The organism is Rossellomorea sp. GAMAL-10_SWC, assembly GCF_049568075.1.
In the GTDB taxonomy this organism is placed as follows: Bacteria; Bacillota; Bacilli; order Bacillales; family Bacillaceae_G; genus Gottfriedia.
On the sequence record NZ_CP144911.1, the window covers coordinates 558,217 to 581,050 of the forward strand.

Annotated in this window: 22 protein-coding genes; 11 read left to right on the forward strand and 11 right to left on the reverse strand. The window is 32.0% G+C overall.

Translation table 11 applies throughout. From position 1 onward, the window contains the following. Positions 1 to 143 precede the first annotated feature (143 nt). The 9 genes from V5E38_RS02700 to addA all read left to right on the forward strand — a co-directional run bounded on the left by V5E38_RS02700 (position 144) and on the right by addA (position 12,414). Positions 144 to 719 carry a competence protein ComK gene (locus V5E38_RS02700; protein WP_097973724.1) on the forward strand — a complete coding sequence of 192 codons (576 nt, stop codon included), beginning with the start codon at positions 144 to 146 and terminating at the stop codon, positions 717 to 719. A 347-nt stretch (positions 720 to 1,066) separates the two neighbouring features. Continuing rightward, positions 1,067 to 1,528 carry a GNAT family N-acetyltransferase gene (locus V5E38_RS02705; protein WP_387323539.1) on the forward strand — a complete coding sequence of 154 codons (462 nt, stop codon included), beginning with the start codon at positions 1,067 to 1,069 and terminating at the stop codon, positions 1,526 to 1,528. A 702-nt stretch (positions 1,529 to 2,230) separates the two neighbouring features. Continuing rightward, positions 2,231 to 2,584, forward strand: a complete 354-nt coding sequence (locus tag V5E38_RS02710; protein ID WP_499212114.1) for a hypothetical protein — start codon at positions 2,231 to 2,233, stop codon at positions 2,582 to 2,584. A gap of 141 nt (positions 2,585 to 2,725) precedes the next feature. Continuing rightward, positions 2,726 to 2,977, forward strand: coding sequence for a hypothetical protein (locus V5E38_RS02715; RefSeq protein ID WP_499212115.1), 252 nt, complete (start codon positions 2,726 to 2,728; stop codon positions 2,975 to 2,977). A 150-nt stretch (positions 2,978 to 3,127) separates the two neighbouring features. Beyond that, positions 3,128 to 3,412: a DUF3784 domain-containing protein gene (locus V5E38_RS02720; RefSeq protein WP_499212116.1), complete on the forward strand. Its 285-nt coding sequence runs from the start codon at positions 3,128 to 3,130 to the stop codon at positions 3,410 to 3,412. Between the two features lie 441 nt (positions 3,413 to 3,853). Then, positions 3,854 to 4,495 (forward strand): TVP38/TMEM64 family protein, encoded by a 642-nt coding sequence (locus tag V5E38_RS02725; protein WP_499212117.1) that lies wholly within the window; start codon positions 3,854 to 3,856, stop codon positions 4,493 to 4,495. Between the two features lie 34 nt (positions 4,496 to 4,529). Beyond that, a complete protein-coding gene (gene lepB / locus V5E38_RS02730; protein WP_499212118.1) occupies positions 4,530 to 5,081 on the forward strand; it encodes a S26 family signal peptidase in 552 nt (183 codons plus the stop codon). 93 nt (positions 5,082 to 5,174) lie between these two features. Further along, positions 5,175 to 8,681 (forward strand): helicase-exonuclease AddAB subunit AddB, encoded by a 3,507-nt coding sequence (gene addB, locus V5E38_RS02735; protein WP_499212119.1) that lies wholly within the window; start codon positions 5,175 to 5,177, stop codon positions 8,679 to 8,681. Next, a complete protein-coding gene (addA, locus tag V5E38_RS02740; RefSeq protein WP_499212120.1) occupies positions 8,674 to 12,414 on the forward strand; it encodes an exodeoxyribonuclease V subunit beta in 3,741 nt (1,246 codons plus the stop codon). Before addB ends, addA begins: the two co-directional genes overlap by 8 nt. Before the next feature lie 35 nt (positions 12,415 to 12,449). Here the strand turns inward: addA and V5E38_RS02745 are convergent, their stop codons facing one another. The 7 genes from V5E38_RS02745 to V5E38_RS02775 all read right to left on the reverse strand — a co-directional run bounded on the left by V5E38_RS02745 (position 12,450) and on the right by V5E38_RS02775 (position 14,944). Beyond that, the gene (locus tag V5E38_RS02745; RefSeq protein ID WP_499212121.1) at positions 12,450 to 12,665 is read right to left on the reverse strand and encodes a spore germination protein; all 216 of its coding nucleotides are present in this window, start codon (positions 12,663 to 12,665) and stop codon (positions 12,450 to 12,452) included. A gap of 16 nt (positions 12,666 to 12,681) precedes the next feature. Then, positions 12,682 to 13,332 carry a spore germination protein GerPE gene (locus V5E38_RS02750; RefSeq protein ID WP_499212122.1) on the reverse strand — a complete coding sequence of 217 codons (651 nt, stop codon included), beginning with the start codon at positions 13,330 to 13,332 and terminating at the stop codon, positions 12,682 to 12,684. Beyond that, positions 13,332 to 13,508 (reverse strand): spore germination protein GerPD, encoded by a 177-nt coding sequence (locus V5E38_RS02755; protein WP_499212123.1) that lies wholly within the window; start codon positions 13,506 to 13,508, stop codon positions 13,332 to 13,334. Before V5E38_RS02755 ends, V5E38_RS02750 begins: the two co-directional genes overlap by 1 nt. Then, entirely contained in the window at positions 13,505 to 14,116 is a 612-nt protein-coding gene (gene gerPC, locus V5E38_RS02760) for a spore germination protein GerPC (RefSeq protein ID WP_499212124.1), read from the reverse strand. Before gerPC ends, V5E38_RS02755 begins: the two co-directional genes overlap by 4 nt. A 38-nt stretch (positions 14,117 to 14,154) precedes the next feature. Further along, positions 14,155 to 14,352, reverse strand: coding sequence for a spore germination protein GerPB (locus V5E38_RS02765; RefSeq protein ID WP_499212125.1), 198 nt, complete (start codon positions 14,350 to 14,352; stop codon positions 14,155 to 14,157). A gap of 13 nt (positions 14,353 to 14,365) precedes the next feature. Then, a complete protein-coding gene (locus V5E38_RS02770) occupies positions 14,366 to 14,587 on the reverse strand; it encodes a spore germination protein (RefSeq protein WP_499212126.1) in 222 nt (73 codons plus the stop codon). Positions 14,588 to 14,788: 201 nt separating this feature from the next. Then, positions 14,789 to 14,944, reverse strand: a complete 156-nt coding sequence (locus V5E38_RS02775; protein ID WP_088012099.1) for an aspartyl-phosphate phosphatase Spo0E family protein — start codon at positions 14,942 to 14,944, stop codon at positions 14,789 to 14,791. Positions 14,945 to 15,408: 464 nt separating this feature from the next. On the opposite strand from V5E38_RS02775, the gene V5E38_RS02780 reads away from it, so the two are divergent. After that, the gene (locus V5E38_RS02780) at positions 15,409 to 15,783 is read left to right on the forward strand and encodes a DUF1516 family protein (protein ID WP_097973702.1); all 375 of its coding nucleotides are present in this window, start codon (positions 15,409 to 15,411) and stop codon (positions 15,781 to 15,783) included. A 41-nt stretch (positions 15,784 to 15,824) separates the two neighbouring features. On the opposite strand, the gene V5E38_RS02785 is transcribed toward V5E38_RS02780, so the two are convergent. Next, positions 15,825 to 16,388 (reverse strand): DUF2777 family protein, encoded by a 564-nt coding sequence (locus V5E38_RS02785; protein WP_499212127.1) that lies wholly within the window; start codon positions 16,386 to 16,388, stop codon positions 15,825 to 15,827. Between the two features lie 436 nt (positions 16,389 to 16,824). On the opposite strand from V5E38_RS02785, the gene asnB reads away from it, so the two are divergent. After that, positions 16,825 to 18,672 carry an asparagine synthetase B family protein gene (gene asnB / locus V5E38_RS02790; RefSeq protein ID WP_499212128.1) on the forward strand — a complete coding sequence of 616 codons (1,848 nt, stop codon included), beginning with the start codon at positions 16,825 to 16,827 and terminating at the stop codon, positions 18,670 to 18,672. A gap of 444 nt (positions 18,673 to 19,116) precedes the next feature. Here asnB and V5E38_RS02795 read toward each other — a convergent pair whose 3' ends face one another. The 3 genes from V5E38_RS02795 to V5E38_RS02805 form a co-directional block, all read right to left on the reverse strand. Further along, positions 19,117 to 19,479, reverse strand: a complete 363-nt coding sequence (locus V5E38_RS02795; RefSeq protein WP_069032963.1) for a P-II family nitrogen regulator — start codon at positions 19,477 to 19,479, stop codon at positions 19,117 to 19,119. A 12-nt stretch (positions 19,480 to 19,491) separates the two neighbouring features. Further along, positions 19,492 to 20,718 (reverse strand): ammonium transporter, encoded by a 1,227-nt coding sequence (locus V5E38_RS02800; RefSeq protein WP_499213497.1) that lies wholly within the window; start codon positions 20,716 to 20,718, stop codon positions 19,492 to 19,494. Positions 20,719 to 20,975: 257 nt separating this feature from the next. Then, positions 20,976 to 22,748: a glycoside hydrolase family 13 protein gene (locus V5E38_RS02805; RefSeq protein ID WP_499212129.1), complete on the reverse strand. Its 1,773-nt coding sequence runs from the start codon at positions 22,746 to 22,748 to the stop codon at positions 20,976 to 20,978. Between the last annotated feature and the right edge of the window lie 86 nt (positions 22,749 to 22,834).

The following is a 22,834-nucleotide window of genomic DNA, read 5'->3' on the forward strand; positions in this document are numbered from 1 at the left end:
AATGTTGCTACTATACTTCATGTTAAAAAATTCTTTGTCTGATCTTGTTAAACTTTATTGTTGGCTATCAAATTATTTAAGAGACTAACTTGTAGCCAACAAAATTTAACAGTTCAATACTAATAACAGAAGGAGTTGTAATGATGAATCATGTGAAAGGACAAGTTAAAGTATTAAATGAGTATGAGATTAATAAGTCGACAATGGCAATCATTCCAGAATTTACGGTCGATTTAGTTGTAATTTCAAAAGTATTCGAAACAGATGATAATTTTTATGTTTTAATGAAACCGATTGAAATTATAGAAAGGAGCTGTGCTTACTTCGGAAGTAGTTACCGGGGTAGGCGTGAAGGAACGAAACAAATGATTTCCATCACTCACAAACCACCAATAGCGATCAGCTCAATGAATCAAATTTTCTTTTTCCCCACTTCATCTTCTTTAAAAGTAGAATGTTCTTGGATCTCCTACAATCATGTTTCTAATTTCAGAGGCGGTAAATACAATCGATCAGTTGTTGAATTTTTCAATGGTGTTGAACTTCCATTAGAAATATCTCGTGGCTCATTTGAAAACCAATTATACCGAACTGCACATTTAAGGGCTATTTATGAAGACAGGCTTAATCCTGAAAATACCCAACAAAAATCTTACAAATTAATCCCAGATAACGAAATTACCTCATATATAAAAGGAATGTCAGTACACGAAAAATAAAAATGAAAGATTAAAATTTTGACTACTTAACATTTAGTAAAGTAGTTTTTTTATGTGAATTATTTGATCAAGTATGTAGAAGAAAAGATTATTTTGAAATTCAGAAATTTAGTCCTTTTAATTCTTAATAAGAAGGAACTGTTAAAGTAGATTGTTGATTTCTTATTCTACTATATGGCAGTTTAGTTGAAAAAGGTAATTTGAGTATAAATGAGAAATAGTTCAAGTCCATCTAAGACACTTATTTACTTATTTCCTAATGCTGTAACTTTTTAATCTATATAATTAATTTACCCGAAATTATTGGAATTTTGGTAAAATTTAAATATGTAAGGGAGGTATTCAACTTGATCGTATTAAAAGAAGTCACTATTCAAAACTGGTTTAACATCGTTATGCTTAGAAGTGCTAATGATCAAGCGAATAAAATTTTCGAAAAAAATATTGCTTCTAATTGTTTTTCTCTAGCACAGTCTAGTATAGAAGGAAACTGGGTCACAAAAGCTATCTATTATAATGAAACCCTAATCGGATTTACTATGTATGGTTATTCAGAAGAACTTCAAGGATATGAAATTTGTAGATTTATGATAGATTTTAACCACCAAGGTAAAGGGTATGGAAAAGAAGGATTAAACTTAGTAATACAAGAAATAGTAAACCATTTTAAATGTGAAGAGATACTACTAAGCTTCCATCCAGAAAATGAGAAGGCAAAAAAACTATATGAATCAGTAGGATTTCAGAATACTGGAAAGGTTGTTAAAGGTTTCGTTGATGAGCATATATATTCTTTAAAAACTAAGTAGTACATTTAATATTTTAGACAGTCAACAATTTATATAGTAATTAAGAATACCAACATAATTTATTGTGTTCTTTAAGTATTGCATTAGTTGAATAACAAGAATGACTATATAGAAATAAACGCATTTTTTTACAGAAAGGAGGGCTTACGTTTTATGACGTTTAGCGACCGTTTTTTCAAGAACAGGATAAAGCCGATCGTAATTACTCAAATGATATTGGGAATTCCAGTTACGTTATTTTTTATTTTTTCCTTAAAATCATCTCTCGCCGCTAATTTTTTCTATTCTGGACTAATAGGAATTACCCTTGCGTTATATATGTTTTTATCTGGGATAGAGCAATATATTTTAAAAAAGAAAAGTTGGTCAATTACCTTCTTTGTCTTATCGGTAATTATAATTTTAGTTGCATCACAATCCTTTTATATATCACAACTACATAAATAACTCTTATTAAACTAACGCAGAGCTTTAGTTCAATGAAAAGTTAAGAAGCTGATTATCGGCTTCTTTTTTGTGTTTAAAAATCAAACATTAAAAGAGTGACTAATTCAAGATAATGGTAATTTAGTCCTTTAAAAGTGGATTTCCATTTATTCAAAAAAGATTACCTTAGTACCCAAAAAAATAACCCAATTGACGATTTAGAACACAAAATAGATAATTTACTTATCAACATTTAATGAATAAGAGGGAGTTTTTATGAATCGGTATGAAAGGACAGAATCAGTAATTATCGGAATTGTTTTTATGATTTTTTATGTATTAATAAAAATGGATTTTTCGATTGCCATCTCGTTGATTTTATTAGTTCTGTTTTTTGTTTTCTTATACTACACACAACATTTGTTTAAAAAGAAGATGGAAGATCATTGTTTGAGTCGTGGTTTTACTTCAAAATGGTATTTTATAGTCATCTGCTTCTTATTTATTTTTCTTTATAATGGAGTAATAAATATCGCATTTTTTGAACGTTCATTTTTAAAAGGCTCATCAACACTACTGTTTGGAGGAATAGGGACTTTAATTGGTTCGTTTGTGAACATTAAAAATTAATATAAATCAACCTTGAACGAGTGTTTTTTTGAGGACTATTATAAAAGATTTTTGATTTCTTTATTTAATAAAATGGCAGGATAGTTTAATAAGAATATAGAAACTTTCATTAAACATATTATAAAATAGGGGATTAACTAAATGAAAAACTTTGGGATAATATTTGTATTTATGGGAGTTATTATGATGGTATTAGGTGGGTTCGAAAAGATACTTATTTCCTTATCTTTTAACGGTAATGGTAACGGTATTGATATGACCGCAATTAAAAATTTAACAACTTCATATTTATGGAATATTACAAACTTCACCTTCTGGTTTGGATTATTATTTTTCATTATTGGTTTAAGTGTATTTTTCGAAGTCTCAAAATATTTTAAAGTGGAAAATTGATTTTATTAAAAAACTCGATCGGCTATTTAGTCGATTTTTTTTATTGAAGTAAATGGCAGATAGTTCAATAAGGATTAATTATAAAAGGGAATATCATTTATTTCAATAATTTACATATTATGGAAAAAATACTATAAAGGAGATAGATTGATGGATTACGGATTATTGATTGTTGGAATAGCACTTTTACTTGTGTCTTACCTAGTCGCTGTGAAAAAACAAACATGGTTGTTAGCCGGTTTTAATGAGAAAATGATAAAAAATAAGTCCTTGTTAGGAAAAGTGGTAGGTGGAGGTTTTTCTCTTCCTCTCAGCATGTTAATAATTATTAATAGTATTTTCGACTATCCTTATGAAGTAACGCTTCTTATAATAATAATGTTGATTTTATTAACAATGGTGTACTTATTTATCAATAGAAGATTACTCGATTAGTTCAACTAATGCATGCCATAGTTAGATAAAAGCTCCTAAAGGTTGTCTAATTTGACAGTCTTTTTTTATTTCAAAAAAACATTTTAATTTAACAGAGCTAATACGAAAAATAATATAAATTAACATAGCGTTCGTTTTCATCTATTAAATCAACATGACGTGACTTATTTAAATGACAAATTCTCTTTCAACGCATGAAAAAACTACTTTACCATTCAGTGAAGTAGTTTTTTTATTTATTCAAAAATAGTTTATTAGAATTAGATTAAGCATCATTAGGAACAAATTAGTAAAAAAATATTTATAATATGATCAGTCAAATTATTACAAAAAATACTAGTTAGAATCATTTATTATTATTGAATAAATAGTTATATGTGATAATGTTAACAGTAAGGATATCTATTTAGAAATACGGCTTAAGGAGAGATTCATATTTAAATGAACGTTTTTGACTTAAAGGCTTTTTTTACAGAAGAACATTTTTTACATCTCATTCAACAATACAAAGATTATGGTCCATTAGTTGGAATTTCAATCCCTTTTATCGAAGCAATTTGTCCAATTTTACCTTTGGTCATTTTTGTATTTGCTAATGCAGCAGCATTTGGTCCTTTTTTAGGTTTTTTATATTCATGGATTGGTTCTTGCTTAGGTTCCATTTTACTATTCTATGTTGTTAGAAAATTTGGTCAGAAACGATTTTTTTCCTTTATAAGTAAACATAAGAAAGTAGAATCATCAATAGGGTGGATTGAAAAAAGGGGATTTGGTCCAATTTTTATTATGTTTGCATTTCCGTTTTCACCATCTTTTTTAATAAATATAGTAGCCGGTTTGTCACGTATTAAAATATCACAATTTCTTATCGCATTGGTACTTGGAAAGTTTACAATGATCGCGATGATTAGTTATTTAGGGAAAGATTTAACTTCAGTGTTTCAGAAACCGATTAAAGCATTGTACATAGGAATTTTTATATTCGTATTATGGATAGTTGGAAAAGTGATTGAGAAACGTATGGACATCAAAGAAAAAACAACAGAGAAAAAGAGTGCGTCTCGATCATCTGATGAGCAATAAAGTATTATGACTCAGGGAGGGAGAGAGCAACTTTATGCTAAGAAAAGAAGTATTTGACTGGGGAAAAGCGATCATTATTGGGATCGCAATTGCTTTTATTGTAAGAACGTTCTTATTTTCTACATATGTAGTTGATGGAGAATCTATGATGCCAACTTTAAAGGATGGAAACTTACTAGTTATAAATAAATTTGGATATGAAATTAGTGATATTAACAGATTTGACGTAATTGTTTTTCATGCAAATAAGCAAGAAGATTATGTTAAACGTGTCATTGGTTTACCTGGAGATTCAATTGAATATAAAGATGATCAGCTTTATGTTAACGATAAAAAATGGAATGAACCATATTTAAATGATTACAAAAGTTCTTTAAAGGGAACAACTTTTACACCTGATTTTAATTTAAACGAAGTTACAGGTAAAACGAAAGTTCCACCAGGCTATGTTTTTGTTGAAGGGGACAATCGACCAAAAAGTTATGACAGTCGTTTGTTTGGATTTGTAAAAATTGATAAAATTGTAGGGAAGGTCGATCTACTTTATTGGCCACTTTCAAGTTTGAATACGAATTTTAACAAATAAGCTCCTTATGGGGGCTTTTCTTATTAGGTACACATTTAAACACTTTTTTACTAAACAATAACCATTATTCTAATACATTAAGGAGGGGGATTTATGTCGTTTCAATTTATATTAGGACGTGCAGGAAGTGGAAAAACGCATCACATTTTAAATGAGATTACAGATCGATTAAAGAACGAAACAAAAAATATCATTTTTATTGTACCTGACCAAATGACCTTTCAGATGGAATATGAATTAGTTAAAAGGCAGGAAAAAAAAGCAATTATTAACTCCCAAGTTTTTAGTTTTACTCGATTAGCCTGGAAGGTTCTACAAGAAACAGGTGGAATCAGTCGGATTCATATTGGTGAGATTGGAATTTCTATGATTCTTCGAAAGATTATTGAAGAAAAGAAAGAAGATTTGAAAGTTTTTCATCACGTTGCTGATCGACAAGGATTTTATAAGGAACTAACGGGTCTTATTGCTGAGTTTAAAGGTTTTCAAGTTTCTTCAGATGAATTATCTTCCGTTATATTACAAATGGAGCAAGATTCATCAAAGGATCATATCTTTATTCAACAAAAGATAAATGATATTCAAATCGTGTTTGATGCTTTTAATACATATATGAAAGATAAGTATCTTGATTCAGAAGACTATTTAAATTTGTTGATTCAAGAATTACCTAAAAGTGATTATATAAAAGACAGTATTATTTATATTGATGGATATTATGATTTGGCACCTCAAGAGCGAAATGTAGTTGAGGAGCTAATGAGATATTGTAGTGAGGTAAATTTCTCTCTCACAATCGACCGGCAATATGATGATTTTTTACCACATGAATTAAATTTATTTTATAAACCAGCGCTTCTATATCAACAAATTAATGAGATTGCTTTAAATACAATGCAAACAATAGAGCAACCTGTTATTTGTCATCATAACTTTAGAAATCAATCGAATGATTTGAAGTATTTCGAAACGAATTTTGATAACAGACCAGTTAAGCCTTCGTTTGAATCAGATGGAATTAAGATTATGTCGGCATCTAATCGACGAGCTGAAGTAAATGGGATTGCCAAAGATATTATTAATAAGGTACGTGATCAAGGATACCGATATCGTGATATAGCTATTTTCTTAAGAAATGGAGAATCATATTCGCATTTGATTTCGACTATTTTTCATGCGTACGAAATACCCATTTTCATTGAAGAAAAGCGTTCTATGTTAACGCATCCATTATTTACGTTTTTACAGGCTACTTTCGATATCATTCAAAAAAATTGGAGATATGAATCAGTTTTCAATGCGTATAAAACGGAATTAGTTTATCCATTCGAAAGTAATCGTGATAAGAATCGTGAACAGCTCGAGTTATTTGAGAATTATTGCATAGCGTACGGTAAGCAAGGAAAAAGGTGGACGATTGAAGAGCCATGGAAGTATCGAAAGTATCGCTCAACTGAAGGTATTGATAGAGGGATAACAACTGAAGAGTTAGAATTCGAGGCATTAATCAATTCCGTAAGAGATTTATTAGTAAAGCCAATACTTACATTTCAAAGCAATCTAAAGCAAGCAAAAAATGCGAGAGAAATGTGTGTAGCATTGTATGAATTTGTTGAATCGCTAGATATTTCAAGGAAGCTTCAACGTTTAAAGGATGATGCTGAAAATCGATCCAATTTAATTGAAAGTAAAAATCATGAGCAAGTTTGGAAAGGGTTTATTCAACTTTTAGATGAATGCGTTGAATTAATTGGAGAAGAAAAGCTGTCTCGTAAAACATTTTTTGAAATTCTTCAAACTGGTTTTCAATCACTTCAATTTGCGAATGTTCCTGCATCATTAGATCAAGTAAACATAGCTGATTTTGATCATTCAAGATTACAAAATGTAAAATGTGCTTATATCATTGGTGTAAATGAAGGTGTTATTCCAAGGAAGGCTAATGAAGACGGATTATTAGGCGATACTGCCAGGGAGTTTTTACAATCATTTGGTGTAGAAGTAGCACCAACAAGTAAGCACCAATTATTTGTAGAAAATTTTAATATCTATACTGGAATTAATCGTGCAAGCCATGAGTTAATCATTAGTTACCCATTAGCAAGTGATGATGGAAAAAGTCTTGCCCCATCAAGTCTCATTCAAAGGCTAAAATCGATTTTTCCAAATATACATCAACGATTTGAAAGTGGAGACTTAACATTTAGTTCCGTAGAAGAACAGCTAACATCTATTACAAATTTTGGTACAGCGTTAACGAATTTAGTTTCTCAGCTTCAAGTTTGGTCTACTAGGGAAACAGAAACGAATATGGATTTATGGTGGACGCTTTATAATGTCTTACGAGAAAATTCTGATTCAAAAGATAAACTGTATAAAGTAATAGGTAGTGTAATGTATAACAATGTCGCGAAAGATCTTGGAGAAGATTTAAGTACAGAATTATATGGGGAGGAATTGAGTGGATCGGTTTCACGAATCGAGCTTTTCCATCAATGCGCATATGCCCATTTTGCACGATATGGTCTAAAGCTTCAAGAACGTGAAATTTATAAGTTTGAATCATTTGATATGGGTCAATTATTCCACAGTGCTTTAACAATTATTGGAGAGAATCTTTTACAGACAGGGAAAAGCTGGAGTAGTTTAACGAATTCAGAATGTGATGAATTAGCAGCTAAAGTAGTAGATGAAATCTCTCCAAAGTTTCAACGTGAGATTTTGTTAAGTACGAATCGCTATATGTTTTTAAAGAAAAAAATGAAGGATGTTATTGCTAAAGTATCCTCAATTTTAAGTCAACAAGAGCATGCAGGTAAATTCGTTCCTGTTGCTTTAGAAGTACCATTTGGTATGGGTAAACAGTTAAATTCTTATGAACTTCCGATTGATAGGAAGAGAAGAATGGTATTAAATGGTCGAATTGACCGAATTGATAAAGCAACAAGTGAAAAAGGCGATTACTTACGAATTTTGGATTATAAATCAACGAAGAAGGAATTAAAATTATCAGATGTTTACTACGGACTTGCTTTACAGTTACTAACCTATTTAGATATAGCTGTAGCAAATTCAACAACTTTACTTGGAAAACACGCGGACCCGGCTGGTATTCTTTATTTCCATGTTCAAAATCCGATTGTTAAAGTTAAAAATAATATCGAACTCGATGAAATTCAGGATGAGATCTTTAAAAAGTTTAAAATGAATGGATTACTTTTAGAAGATCGTGAAAGTAATACGTTAATGGATGAAGCCTTAATTCAAGACGGAAGCTCTTCAAAAATTGTGCCGATTAGGCTTAAGAAAACCGGAGAGTATATGGCGAAATATTCAAAAACGGTAAAGCCTGAACAATATCCAATGATGACAAATTATATAAAGCAAAAATTTACTGAAGCAGGTCAGCAAATATACAACGGTTTTGTAGAAGCAAATCCATATCAGCAAAAGGATAAAATACCCTGTACATATTGCTCGTACCAATCAGTATGTCAATTTGATGCGAATGTAAAAGGAAATGAATATCGTGTTCTACCTCCTTTAGAAGATAGCGAAGCATTACAAAAAATGATCGAGGTGGTGAATAAAGATGAGTAAAGAAGAAAATAACGCAAGTAAAACAACATGGACAGTCGACCAACAAAAAGCGATTGATTTCGAAGGGACGGATATTCTTGTAGCAGCAGCTGCTGGTTCTGGTAAGACGGCTGTTCTTGTTGAACGAATTATTCAAAAAATCATTCGTAATGAAAATCCAATAAATGTTGATGAATTACTTGTTGTTACTTTTACAAAAGCAAGTGCCCAGGAAATGAAGGAAAGGATCGGGATTGCATTAGAGAAACAACTTGTAAATAATCCTGAATCTGATCATTTAAGGAAACAAGCTTCTTTGTTAAATAAAGCTTCAATCTCTACTATTCACTCTTTTTGTACGGAAGTCATTCGATCAAATTACTATATGGTAGAATTAGATCCAAACTTCCGTACTGCAGAAGAAATTGAGATTCAATTACTGATGGATGAAGTGTTAGAAGAGTTGATGGAGTCAGAATATAGTGATGAGTCTAATTTAGTCTTCTTTGATTTAGTTGATCGATATACTAGTGATCGAGATGATAATGATTTACCAAAATTAATATTAAAGCTATATCGTCATGCAATTTCTAATCCAAACCCAAGTGAGTTTTTAAATGCATTCATTCATCAATATAATGTAGTCGGTAAACCAGTTGATGAGATTCCTTTTATTCAAGAGCTTAAGAAATTTATTCAAGATGATCTGTTTGCTTGTATAAACACTTATAAACAAGCTCTGGATATAATAGAAAGTCCTGATGGTCCAATTAAGTATGCTGAAGTGTTTAAAGAGGAGTATGCTAATTTAGAATGTTTATTCCATGCTTCAGAAAAATCATGGGAAGAAATTAATGTTGGTCTACAAAAAATAGTATTTAATCGATTGCCCACTATTAAAAAGACAGAGGGAGATCAACAGAAAAAGGAATTAGTAGCGAATTTCCGAAAAGACGTTAAAAAGGAGATTGATGATATAAGAGATAAGTATTTTAGTCGAAGTATTGACGTTCAATTAAGACAAATAAGTGAATTAAAACCCCTAGTTGAAAAGTTAATTGAACTTGTTAATCGTTTCATCGTGTTATTTAAAGAAGCAAAATTAGAAAATGGAATTTTAGATTTCAATGATTTAGAACACTATGCACTTGAAATTTTAAAGGAAAAAGACGAAAAAGATTTATTAGTACCTTCATCGGTTGCAAGAGTTTATCAAGAAAAGTTTAACGAAGTGTTGGTAGATGAATACCAAGATACGAACTATGTACAAGAATCGATTTTAAGATTAATCACAAAAGGCACGGGAGCTTCTGGTAATCTTTTTATGGTTGGAGATGTTAAGCAATCAATCTATCGCTTTCGATTAGCCGAACCACAGCTGTTTATAAATAAATACAATTTATATGAAAAAGAAAAAAATGAAAGAACTGGTTTAAGAATCGATCTTTCTAAAAACTTTAGAAGTAGAGCGGAAGTATTAGATGCTACCAATTTTATTTTTCAACAAATCATGGGAAGAGAAATTGGTGGAATTGAGTATGATGAAGATGCGATGTTAAAGCTAGGTGCGAGCTATCCTGAATACTCAGACTCGGCTGCTGAATTAATCTTATTAACGAATTCGGATGAAGAAGAAAATGTGCCTGAGTATAGTGAACAAGAAGATGATGATCTTGTTGAAGAAAAGCTTGAACAAATTGAGGCAAGGTACGTAGCAAGAAGAATAAAGGATTTAGTTGAAAGTGAATATTTAGTAACGGAAAAGACTGGAGAAATGAGACCAGTAAAATATAATGATATTGCTATTTTAGGCCGTTCATTATCGAATGCAGATTTGTATATCGAAGAATGCAAAGCGTTGGGTATACCGCTTTATGCTGAGAAATCAAAGGACTTATTTCAAACGATTGAAGTAGCCGTCTTTTTAAATTTATTAAAGCTAATCGATAATACGATTCAAGATATTCCACTTGCATCTGTCCTACGTTCTCCAATTGTAGGACTTTCGGAACCGGAATTAACGATGATTAGACTTAATCATAAAAATGGATCCTTTTACGATGCATGTCAAGATTATCTAAATAATTATGAAAACCGCCATAAACAGCTTTCAATTAAATTAGTAAATTTCTTTGCACAAATAAAGGAATGGAAACGACTCGTTAAAAGGGAGACACTTTCAATCTTTATTTGGAAGGTATTAAAGGAATCTACATACTATGACTTTGTTGGAGGCTTACCAGGAGGTAAACAAAGGCAAGCAAATTTAATTACGATATTTGATCGTGCTAAAGCTTTAGAAGAATCAAATTATAAAAGTCTATTTCAGTTTTTAAGATTTTTAGATCGTATGCAAGAAAGAGAGGAAAAGCTAGATGAGGTTCGTATTTTAAGTGATCAAGAAAATGTCGTTCAAATGATGACAATCCATAAAAGTAAGGGATTAGAGTTTCCAGTTGTGTTTGTCGTGAATACATCTAAGCAATTTAATATGCAGGATTTAAGGGCGAAATTCATTTTACAAAAGGAATTAGGTCTAGGTATGAATTTTGTACATCCTGCGTATCGTACGACTAATTCAACTCTTTTGAAGGAAACAATCAAGCGCAAGGAACATGAAGAGTTAATTTCCGAGGAGTTAAGAATTCTTTATGTTGCATTAACTCGTGCAAGAGAAAAACTTATTTTAGTAGGTAAAGTAAAAGATGCACAAAAAATGATTGAAAGTTGGAAGGAAGTTGAAAACCATAAAGAATGGCTACTGCCATTAAACGTTATTAGTGGTGCTAAAAGTTATCTTGATTGGATTGGTCCTTCGATCATTCGGCACGATTCTAGTAATGCAATTAGACTCGAAGATGATTTGTGGCATACAGAAAATGAAATTCAGTTTTATCCATGTCGCTGGAATTATTCAATTGTAGATGCTTCTACAATTCAACCATTGGAAACTGAGGAATTAGAAAATAATAAAGTCGAAGTATTTCAAGCCTTTCAGTCAAAGGAACCGATTCAATTTAACAATGATGAGCTTCATGAAAAACTAGAGAATCAATTAAACTGGCAATATCATCATAGACAATCAACGCTATATCGACCAAAACAATCTGTTACAGAATTAAAAAGGAAAATGCAAGAAGAAGATCCATATAGTCAACGTTTTACAGCGGCTAAAACGAAAGATTTCCCACTTGAAAGACCGAAGTTTATGTCAGAACAAAAAATGAATTCAGCTGAAAAAGGAACTGCTACCCATGCTATTATGCAAAATCTAGATTATCAATTTGTTTCATCTCATGAAGACATCATTAATCAGATAAATAGTATGGTTTTAAAAGAATTAATTACCCAAGAGCAAGGGAAAGCTGTAAATAGCTTGGAAATTTTTGAATTCTGTCAATCACAGCTTGGTCAATTAGTGGCAAACTCTAATCAAAATCTGCGCGAAGTACCATTTAGTTATGGTGTTTCAACAAATGAAATTTATAAAGATTGGGTAGATGAAGAGGAAGTTGTATTAATCCAAGGGATTATTGATTTACTTTTAATTGATGGAGACGAGGTTATATTAATTGATTATAAAACCGATCGAACTGGTGCATTTGCAACAAGCGATGCCTTGAAGCAAGAAGCAATTAGAAGATATGGTGTTCAACTTGATCTTTATTCAAAGGCAATTGAAGCGGGTATGGATAAACTGGTTAAAGCTAAGTATCTATACTTTTTCGATGGTGGTCATATTGTAGAGTTATAGAAAAAAGCGATGCGGATGCATCGCTTTTTTGTGTATTATAGAGTGGCTACTTCATTTTGATCTACTAAATCAGCATCTAAAGTATTGGTTGCACTTGCACCGTTAAATGCAACTGGTAGGAATCCAGTGTTACCTGAACCTGAACCGAAATATGATTTTGTTTGTGTTTTTGGTGAGATATTATTAAGATCTCCTGTATTTATATTTCCTTCATTGCTTGTTATGACAATTGCACCAAGAAATGTTGGCATGAAATATACTCCTTTCTTAATCGTTTATTTTTGGTTCTGATGTTTCTTCTTTTCGCCTTGTTACTACAGGTACTGTAGGCACGGTTGGTACTACTGTGTGTACCGGAACTACAGGTGCTACTGGTACTACAGTGTGTGGCGTTATTGCTGGCGAAACTGGTGTGGTAGGTTGAACAAGTACATCTGATTGATAAGGTTGCATAGTCTGTGTCATCATTGGCTGCATTAGTTGAGCAAAAGTAGGTTGAGCATGAATGCCTGGAGTTTGGTAATGGATTGTAGGTTCTGAGATAAAATGTCGTATTTGATGTACACGAGCTAACATTGTAGCACTATGAACGGAGCCAATTATGGAAGCGCTGGCTGAGCTTATACCATTATAATTAATCGAACCAACTTGGATTGTCGGGTTAAGATTTACTCGATTTAACTTCACATTAGGAACATATGGAAGATGTTTTGGAATGACTTTAAAAAGTGGATATATTTCAAAAACATCTTTATTTGGAACAGCAAACACATTTCCTTCTTCTTGAAGAGCGAGAGCATTTGACTCTGCATTGAGTGAAAATGCATCCCCAAACTGCAAAATGCTTGAAAATAGTACTGTATTTACATCATATCTTTCTACAGCGGCTAAACGAAATCTTGGATCAATTTTAAACATTAACTTACAGATAAAGGTACAAATGGTCCAATAATTAATGATTCTGGTGGTGTGTCAAATATAGAAGATAGTGAAATATTATGAGCATCTCCAATTATAAATAATGAAGATGATGAAATGGCTGTAAATTTTATTTCATCTACTTGTAAATTGCAATTTGTTACATTTAAATTCATCCTTTATTCTCCTTCCCAATATTATGCGGTAAGTTCTGTAAAAAGGCACTATAGGCAGTTCGAATATCATTTAACATGTGTAAAACGACTTCTTCAGAATATCTTAGCGGATTATCAGCGAAGTTTGGTTTATTTTTATATAAATCAATATAGTAAGGAATCCTAATATCCATTTGATTTCGGATATCATCGATCATCATTTGACGATAATAATCATCTACTGACACTCTAAGCTCTGTTTCTAATTGGAGAATGGTTTCTAGCGCTTCTTCCTTTAAATGGAAATGAATTCGATCTGCTATATATGATTTCAAGGCTTTCATATTATTGTCAGGTTTAATATCAATTTGTTGGTTTTCAACTGTTAAATCATCGAATGTTGGGGCTTGAAGAGGATTCAGCCCAATTGTTAGCGTACCATTTAAATTTTCTACTTTTAATTGGTCAAATTTATATTCAATTTTATCTATTTTTGTCTCAGGTCTTTGAGAAAGTTCAATAACAGTAGCCTCAAGCTGAACTACTTTAGCTTTTAATTGTTCAATTATTTGGGACTGCTCATATAGTAATTGCTCAATTTGAGTCTGTCTTAATTCTAGTTGATTCATAGAATTCCCTCGCTTTCAATTTGCTACAGGAATAAAATTTATGTTTCTTGCGAAGTTTGAACGATTTGACCTGGTTCAGTAAGTGGTGGTGCTGGTTCTAAATAATCTCCAGTATTATTCGTTATCGTTCTTGCATTTATATGTCCTGTTGTACCAATTTGGAAAACAGATGAGTTTACAATCCCACCGGTTTTTAGCTGATTAATAATAATTGTTTGATGTATATATATATTCAAACGACATCCTCCTTTACATGTTGCCAACCATTGGTTGATCTACTTGATCCTGATCATATACGGTCGACATACTTTTATTGTTATAAACTGTTACATTATCACCTGTATTAAACGAACCAGCACCGGCATACGTTTGAGCATTACTTTTAGGTATGATATTATATGCATCACCCACGTTAACTACAGCGCTACTACCGATACTGACGATATTTATTACTCCAACATAAGCAGGCATGACTGTACACCCTTTGTTCTTTTTATGATTATGTATTATATGGCCATTTAACCTAAAATGTGATTGTAGACTATGTATTGTTAAGAAGTATTAAATTTAATAATAGGAAGAAAAGAGGGAGGAGGGGGAAATTATACTATCGTATTCTATAACAAAAAAAATACTAGCTGCAATTAGAATAATCTAATCGCAAGCTAGCTATTAGGCTCTCCTTTTAGAAGAGGTAAAAGTCGAGATCATATTCATTAGCCTGTCCAATTCCTGGCTACATAAAACTGTTTTCTTGTTTGTAAAGCCATATCGTCCCGCATAATATACCATTCGGGCCCGTTTTTTCTCTATAACATGAAGCAGCAATTTAGTCACCAACTTTGTTCAAGAATAGGGAATTATGTCTAGGTCTCACGATGTATGTAATGCTATTATACAAAATCATTTTCATATGAGAAGACATTCGCTAAAAGAAGTGTAAAACTTACAAAATACTACAATATTCATCTGCATTCCATGTTGGGATAGTGGAAATTGAAAGGTTTTTGTAGGATAAACTATACGGGGTGTCGAATTGTAAGGAGCTATAGATGATATTGAATTTATTTTCGACAGTAGATTACAATCCTAGATTAATATAATTTATGATTTTTAAAAATGAATATTAAGTCATGCTTTTTATATCGGTTAATGGGTATAAAATCATAGCTTTTATTTTGAACAATTTGTGAATTTTTTAAAATCTTTTCCATTTCCATCTCCTCTACATTTTTCCTTATTGGATCTCTTATGTTATGATTATTTAGAATATATATTTGGGAGGAAATGAAATGATTCACTTACATATTACATCGTGGGTAATCGCTATTATTTTAGCTTTATTTGTTGGGCACGGATACAAAAATGGTTGGAATGTGAAAGTTGCCCATATGATTTTACGTCTTTTATACTTCGTTATTTTAGGAACTGGACTGTATTTATTTATTCATATTTCAAATAAAGAAAATATGCCGTCTAATATGATGATGCTTTATAACGTAAAAATGACACTTGGTATTCTTATGTTAGGTGTGTTTGAATATTTCACAGTGTCTTCTAAGAAACACCGTAAAATGGTTGTTCCTGCAACTATTTTTACTGTATTTATTTTAGCTTTATTATATTTAGGATTTAGATTACCACAAGGTTTTCACTTCTTTGCTTAATAAAAAAACTGTCACAAATTACTTGTGACAGTTTTTTGTATTTATGAAAGTTGAGTTAATAGGTAGCGGTTTCCTGTAGCTTTCGTGAGTTCAAATCGATGGTTTTGTTCTTCAGATGAAATTCTAAATTGGTGATATACTGAACAAACAAGTTCTCCATTATCAAATACGATGAAATTAACTCCTTCTGAAGGTGAACCTTCAGGTTGAAATGACAGGAAGTTGTGACAGTACAAGCAATCGTATAGGGAAAAACTATGAGTATTTAGTAGGTACGCCAAAGTATAAAAAGATTCATCGGTCAAATTTTTCAATAGTGAATCGAAGCTATATAAAAGCTTTCTTTGAATACGAAGGATATCACCATTTTGTAATTTTTTCTTTTTGGGATACTGAATAATAAAATTACCATTTTTTAAAGAAGCAGGAACCCACTCTTCATTTATAGAAACTTCAAAATCTTCATCGATAAGATCCTCAAGTAAAAATGCCTCATCAGTTTCATCATCGAAAAAGACCCATTCATCATTTATTTCTTCAATTGCTCCAATAGTAAAAGCGCGAGGTTGCTTTTGAAATAATTGTGATCGGTGCTTAAATTGCATTAAGTAACCTCCAGTTACAAGCGTTCTGCTGTTCATTGTTTAATTACATAGGTTCAAGTGAAAAGTAGTGATTCGGACATTTTATTGAATCATAAAATTAAGTATCTAATAGAATCTTTTTTTCGTTCGAACCTTTTTTTGAATCTCGAATATTGTTTAAAGGATTAAAAAATTTACTCTATTTTCCGACCGGTATTAGGATTTATAAATCATAATAGCTGAGATTATTTCGATTTTAATAAAGCTGCTACTTTTTTCATTTATTGACATAACTTAACTATTTTATAACTATGCAAAAATTAAAAAAACGTATGGACAAATATTGATAAGTTACAAACTTTTTTTGAGGATTAACGCACCTATTTTTAAAAACAATAATACGATATAGAATTAACTTTAGTTTTATAGGGAAATAGCCCAGAAAGGAGAAAAAAACATGTGCGGTATAACTGGGTGGGCAGATTTTCAAAAGGATTTATCCAATGTAAATTCAGTCACAAAAAAAATGGCTGAAACATTGTCTAAACGAGGGCCAGATGATACGAATATTTGGACGTCGAATCATTGTAGTTTTGGCCACAAAAGATTAGTTGTAGTTGATCCGGTAGGTGGAAAACAACCGATGCGTAAGACGAAAGGTAACTCCACGTACACGCTTTGCTACAATGGTGAGTTATATAATACTGAGGATATTAGAAAAGAACTTTTAAAAAGAGGCTATACGTTTCAAGGGCATTCAGATACAGAGGTACTACTTACAAGCTATATTGAGTGGAAGGAAGCTTGTGTAGACAAATTTAATGGAATATTTGCTTTTGCAATCTGGGATGAAGAAAAGGAAAGTCTATTCATTGCAAGAGACCGTTTAGGTGTTAAACCTCTATTTTATAAAGAGGACTATAAAAGATTATTATTCGCTTCAGAAGTAAAAGCAATTCTAGCAAACCCTGGGGTGAAGGCTGAATTAACTGAAGAAGGGCTCTCAGAAGTATTTGGACTTGGTCCATCTCGTACGCCTGGAAATGGTGTTTTTGATGGGATTAAAGAACTCCGTGGTGGTCATGCTATGACATTCTCAAGAAATGGACTTAAAATATGGAAATATTGGGATGTTAAAAGCGATATTCACACAGACTCAGTTGATGAAACGATTGAAAAAGTACGTTTTTATGTTGAAGATGCAATCGTAAGACAATTGGTTTCTGATGTGCCTTTATGTACGTTTTTATCAGGTGGAGTTGATTCTAGTACGATTACAGCAATCGCTGCAAATCATTACGCTAAAGAAGGAAAAGGTCAATTAACCACATATTCAATCGATTATGAGGAAAATGATAAATATTTTACATCAAGTGTATTCCAACCAAATTCAGATGCACCTTGGATTGAGTTAATGTCTTCAACATTTAATACAAATCATCAAAGATGTGTCATTACAAACGAAGAACTGGTTCAATATTTAGATGAGGCGACAGAGTGTCGTGATCTTCCAGGAATGGCGGATGTCGATTCTTCATTATTATGGTTTTGTCAAAAAATTAAACAGAACTTTGTAGTAGGCTTATCAGGAGAATGTGCTGATGAAATCTTTGGTGGATATCCATGGTTTCACCGAGAAGATGATTTGAACAGACCAGCGTTTCCTTGGATGAGATCAACAGAACTTCGTCAAAAGCTTTTAAAAGAAAATTGGAGTAAGAAGCTGAATTTAGCTCAGTACGTTCAAGATCGATACAACGAGACTGTAAAAGAAACGCCAATCCTTGAAGGAGAAAGTCCATTAGAAGCTAAAAGAAGACAACTGTTTTATTTAAATCGTCAATGGTTTATGTCACAATTATTAGATCGAAAAGATCGGATGAGTATGGGAGCGAGCCTTGAAGTGCGTGTTCCTTTTGCAGATCACCGACTTGTCGAATATGTATGGAATATCCCGTGGGAGCTTAAAATGTATGGCGACCGTGAAAAAGGCATTTTAAGAAAGTCGCTTGAAGGTCTGTTACCAGATGATATCTTATACCGCAAAAAAAGCCCGTATCCAAAGACGCATAACCCGGTATATACAAAATTAGTTGTTCAAAAATTAAAAGAAGCTTTAAAAGATAAAAGCTCAGCTCTTTACGAGTTTCTTGATAAAGAGCAATTAAATAGTTTAGTGGAAAGTGAAGGAAAAGCATTTCAAGTTCCATGGTACGGACAATTAATGTCTGGCCCTCAATTACTAGCTCATTTATATCAAATCCATGTTTGGTTTAAAAAATTCAATATTAATGTGAAAGCTTAAATTCTAGGGGTGATCTTTTTCACCTCTTTTTTGTCTGTTTAAATAGTCGAGTGGATCTGCAAATAAAAAGTCGGAAAGTGCAATTAAAAACTCGATAACTGCAAATAAAAAGCATGAAATTGCAAATGAAAGGAGAGAGCTTCAAATAAAAAGTCAGAAAGCACAATTAAAAAATTGATAATTGTAATTAAAAAGCCCTTAACTGCAAATAAACATTCATTTCCTTTGGTCTTTAATAAGATTTCAATGGATATAGCAAGAAACAGATTGGAAGCAAGCAACTATATTAAAAATCTAACCTCTTTTTACAAAAAAACTTATATTCAATAAAAATTTTGGCCACCATTCACATCTACAAAATCCTTGGAGTTGCTGTTACTCAAATGAAAATTGTGAACTAACAAATAAAAAACCTAGCCATATAGAACGACTAGGTTTTAAAATCTAATAATCATTTTGTAATGCGTCTCTTCCTTCTTCGCCAGTACGAATTTTTATCGCGTTTTCAATAGGGTATACAAATATTTTTCCATCCCCAGGTTTTCCTGTTTTTAACACTCTTTTTGCTTCATCGATTACAGCTTGAACAGGTACGTCACATACGACTATTTCAACTTTTATTTTTTCATGTAAATTGATTGTTCGTTTTTTTCCTCGATACACTTCCGTATAGCCGGATTGCATTCCGCATCCTAAAACGTTCGTTACGGTCATTCCTGTGATTCCTACCTTTGAAAGTGCATCTTTTAAAACATCAAATTTATCTGGCCGTGTAATGATTTCAATTTTCGTTAATTTTGCAGTCATTTTTTTCCCTCCTTAAATACTTGCGTCGTGATATGCTTTTTCTCCGTGTATGCTTAAGTCAAGGCCGAGGTTTTCTTCCTCTTGATCAACTCGAATGCGGATGAAAAAGCCTATAACTTTCACAATTAAAAAGGTAATAATTCCTGCAAAAAGATAGGTTGCACAGATAGCGAGTAGTTGTTTCCAAAGAAGTGATATGTCACCGTAAAAAAGTCCGTTTGCACCTGCACTATTTACTGATTTTGTGGCGAATAATCCTGTTGCAATAGCTCCCCATGTCCCACCGATTCCGTGACAACCGAATGCGTCTAAAGCATCGTCATATCCAAATTTGTATTTTAAGTATGTTACTGCTAAAAAGCATATGACACCACCTAAAAATCCAATCACGATTGATGAGAGAGGAGTGACGAATCCACAAGCAGGTGTAATTGCAACTAATCCAGCTACGGCACCACTAACGCCACCTAAAATAGTAGGTTTTTTATTTACGTACCATTCTACTAGCACCCAAGCAACTGAAGCTGCAGCTGCTGCAGTATTTGTATTTATGAATGCAGTTAAAGCCACATCATTTAATGTTAAAGCACTACCAACATTAAATCCGAACCACCCAAACCATAATAGTCCAGCGCCTAATACAGTTAGTGGTAAATGATGAGGTGATGTAGATCCGAAATCTCGTCTTTTGCCAAGAAGTAGAGCCAGAACCAAACCTGAAACACCGGAGGAAATATGGACAACTGTTCCGCCAGCGAAGTCTAAAGCACCTAGATTACGAAGCCAACCATCCACGCCCCAAACCCAGTGAGCTAATGGATCGTAAACAAATGTTGTCCATAAAAGAGTAAATAATAGAAATGCTGAAAATTTCATGCGCTCAGCGAAGGCACCTGAAATAAGTGCAGGAGTTAAAATTGCAAACATTAGCTGGAACATCATGAAAAGATTATGAGGAACTGTTGCGCTGTAGTTATCATTTGGAGTAAAACCAACATCCTTTAATGCTGCCCAAGAAAAGTTACCAATCAAATGATGAAAATCTGGACCGAATGCTAAAGAGTAACCAATTAACACCCACTGGATTGATACGATTGCCATAGCAGAATAGCTATGCATTGTAGTACTTAATACGTTTTTACTTTTTACCATACCGCCGTAAAAAAGTGCCAAACCAGGTGTCATAATCATGACTAAAACAGTTGAAATAAAAAGAAATACACTATCCGCAGCTTGAATACCGTTCATCTTCATTCCCCATTTCTTTAATGTTAGTTTTTATAACATTAAATGTTATATAAGTTATCATATTCAGAATGTATGCAAAATTCAATAATAATTTCACGAAATTCCCAAAAAAATATATAAAATTATAATGAAAACGCTAACATATAACTAATTTGTTAGAAAATCTAACATAACGTAAATGGGTGAATAAAAATACAGACCCACTTAAATGAGTCTGTATTTGAAAGTTTGATGTCAGGACAACAGCCTTAATTAAATAAGTTTGTATCTTCTACTTGCAAGATTAAAAAGTCGGTCTCTAGTAGATCAACACCAATTGAATCAGATTCAGTTGCAAACTGTTCGCCATTCCATACATTTGTAATTCTTTTCTTACCTAAATTTATTGGTACTTTAACTGACTGTTTTTCGCTTGAGTTATTAATGATGATAAAAAAATGAAATTGATTATTCTTTCTTTCATACATAACAATGTCGGGCTGTTCCACTTGTACCCAATTAAACTCACCGTCATTTTCTAAAACTGAGTATTTTTTTCTTATCGAAATCAACTTTTTTATTGAATCAAAGATACTTAAATTATATTTTGATTTGTCCCAAAGCATACAGCTTCGGCATTCGGGGTCATTTCCACCTTGTAGACCAATTTCATCTCCGTAGTAGATACATGGAGTTCCAAAGAAAGTAAATAAAAAGACATATAATAGTATCACTCGTTTTTCATTTTGATTACATTGTGTCAGTATTCTTGGTGTATCATGTGAACCTAATACATTGAAGAGCACTTTGATTACAGGTAATGGATATTGGGCTATTAAATCGTTAATCGAATATTGAAATTGTATCTTTGAAATTGATTGATACCCGAAATAATCAAAAAGCGATTTCATTAGAGGATAATTCATAACAGAATCGAATTCGTCACCTCTTAACCATGGAATTGCATGGTGCCAAATCTCACCTACAATAAATAAATCCTTTTTTAATTCCTTCATTTTTTTATTAAATAGTTTCCAAAAATAATGATCGATTTCGTTTGCTACATCTAAACGCCAACCATCTATATTAAATTCTTTGATCCAATAAGAACCTACTTCTAATAAAAAATTCTGTACTTCTTTATTTTCAGTATTTAGTTTTGGCATTTCCTTTACAAAAGAAAAAGTTTCATACGCTGCATTGTTTTGTTCATCTTTAAAAAAGTGAAACCACTCATAAAAGGCGGATTCCCTTCCGTTTTGCAAAGCATCCTGAAATGGAGGAAAGGATGCACTTGTGTGGTTAAATACTGCATCAAGCATTACTCGAATATTATTTTCATGACATTTTTCGATTAATGTTTTTAATACTTTTTCATCTCCAAAAGTAGGATCTATTCTAAAATAATTAATTGTATTATATTTATGATTTGAATTTGCTTCAAAAATAGGAGTTAAATAAATTCCGGATATTCCTAAATTTTTAAGATAATCTATTTTTTGAATAACACCTTCTAAATCACCACCAAAATAGCTTGAACTAGTTGGTAGAGTAGAGCCCCACGGAGTCGAATTGATAGGATTATTTTTGTTATTTCCACTAGCAAATCGATCGGGGAAAATTTGATACCAAATCGTATCATGAATCCAACTCGGGGGTGATATTAAATTATTTTTATGAAGAAACGGCAATGTAAAACAGTTTGATTGATCGTTAGGGTTAAAATTGTTTGAAAATCCTCCCTCACCATAAAATAGAGAAACTTGCTCATTTTTTAAAAGAAATTGATATTTCATTCGTTTATTTGGAGGGATTACATTTACTTCCCAGTAATCAAATAGTTCAGTGGAAAATGCAAGATACATGGAGAGTGATGATTCAATTTGCCAACCTGATTCATTAAATTTAAATGGATCTCCGAAATAAAAAATAATTTCTGTACAATCACCTTTTTTTGTTCGTATTCTTAAACGATAGGTTTCATCATCTATTGAAAAAGCATATTGATCATATGGCTGATGATATATTGATTCAATTTGCATGATCCCACCCTTTATTTTTTAGTATAATTTTATTATGAATGTCTTTAAGGAATTAACTTGCTATCTAACTTTGTAACAGTATAATT

Coding starts and splice junctions, on each gene's coding strand:
- V5E38_RS02710 (WP_499212114.1), top strand. CDS start 2,231: ATGAATCGGTATGAAAGGACAGAATCAGTAATTATCGGAATTGTTTTT.
- V5E38_RS02780 (WP_097973702.1), top strand. CDS start 15,409: ATGATTCACTTACATATTACATCGTGGGTAATCGCTATTATTTTAGCT.
- V5E38_RS02795 (WP_069032963.1), bottom strand. CDS start 19,479: ATGACTGCAAAATTAACGAAAATTGAAATCATTACACGGCCAGATAAA.
- gerPC (WP_499212124.1), bottom strand. CDS start 14,116: ATGAATCAACTAGAATTAAGACAGACTCAAATTGAGCAATTACTATAT.
- V5E38_RS02770 (WP_499212126.1), bottom strand. CDS start 14,587: ATGCCTGCTTATGTTGGAGTAATAAATATCGTCAGTATCGGTAGTAGC.
- V5E38_RS02745 (WP_499212121.1), bottom strand. CDS start 12,665: ATGCCAACATTTCTTGGTGCAATTGTCATAACAAGCAATGAAGGAAAT.
- V5E38_RS02785 (WP_499212127.1), bottom strand. CDS start 16,388: ATGCAATTTAAGCACCGATCACAATTATTTCAAAAGCAACCTCGCGCT.
- V5E38_RS02725 (WP_499212117.1), top strand. CDS start 3,854: ATGAACGTTTTTGACTTAAAGGCTTTTTTTACAGAAGAACATTTTTTA.
- lepB (WP_499212118.1), top strand. CDS start 4,530: ATGCTAAGAAAAGAAGTATTTGACTGGGGAAAAGCGATCATTATTGGG.
- V5E38_RS02720 (WP_499212116.1), top strand. CDS start 3,128: ATGGATTACGGATTATTGATTGTTGGAATAGCACTTTTACTTGTGTCT.
- addB (WP_499212119.1), top strand. CDS start 5,175: ATGTCGTTTCAATTTATATTAGGACGTGCAGGAAGTGGAAAAACGCAT.
- V5E38_RS02700 (WP_097973724.1), top strand. CDS start 144: ATGAATCATGTGAAAGGACAAGTTAAAGTATTAAATGAGTATGAGATT.
- asnB (WP_499212128.1), top strand. CDS start 16,825: ATGTGCGGTATAACTGGGTGGGCAGATTTTCAAAAGGATTTATCCAAT.
- V5E38_RS02755 (WP_499212123.1), bottom strand. CDS start 13,508: ATGAATTTAAATGTAACAAATTGCAATTTACAAGTAGATGAAATAAAA.
- V5E38_RS02750 (WP_499212122.1), bottom strand. CDS start 13,332: ATGTTTAAAATTGATCCAAGATTTCGTTTAGCCGCTGTAGAAAGATAT.
- V5E38_RS02805 (WP_499212129.1), bottom strand. CDS start 22,748: ATGCAAATTGAATCAATATATCATCAGCCATATGATCAATATGCTTTT.
- V5E38_RS02715 (WP_499212115.1), top strand. CDS start 2,726: ATGAAAAACTTTGGGATAATATTTGTATTTATGGGAGTTATTATGATG.
- addA (WP_499212120.1), top strand. CDS start 8,674: ATGAGTAAAGAAGAAAATAACGCAAGTAAAACAACATGGACAGTCGAC.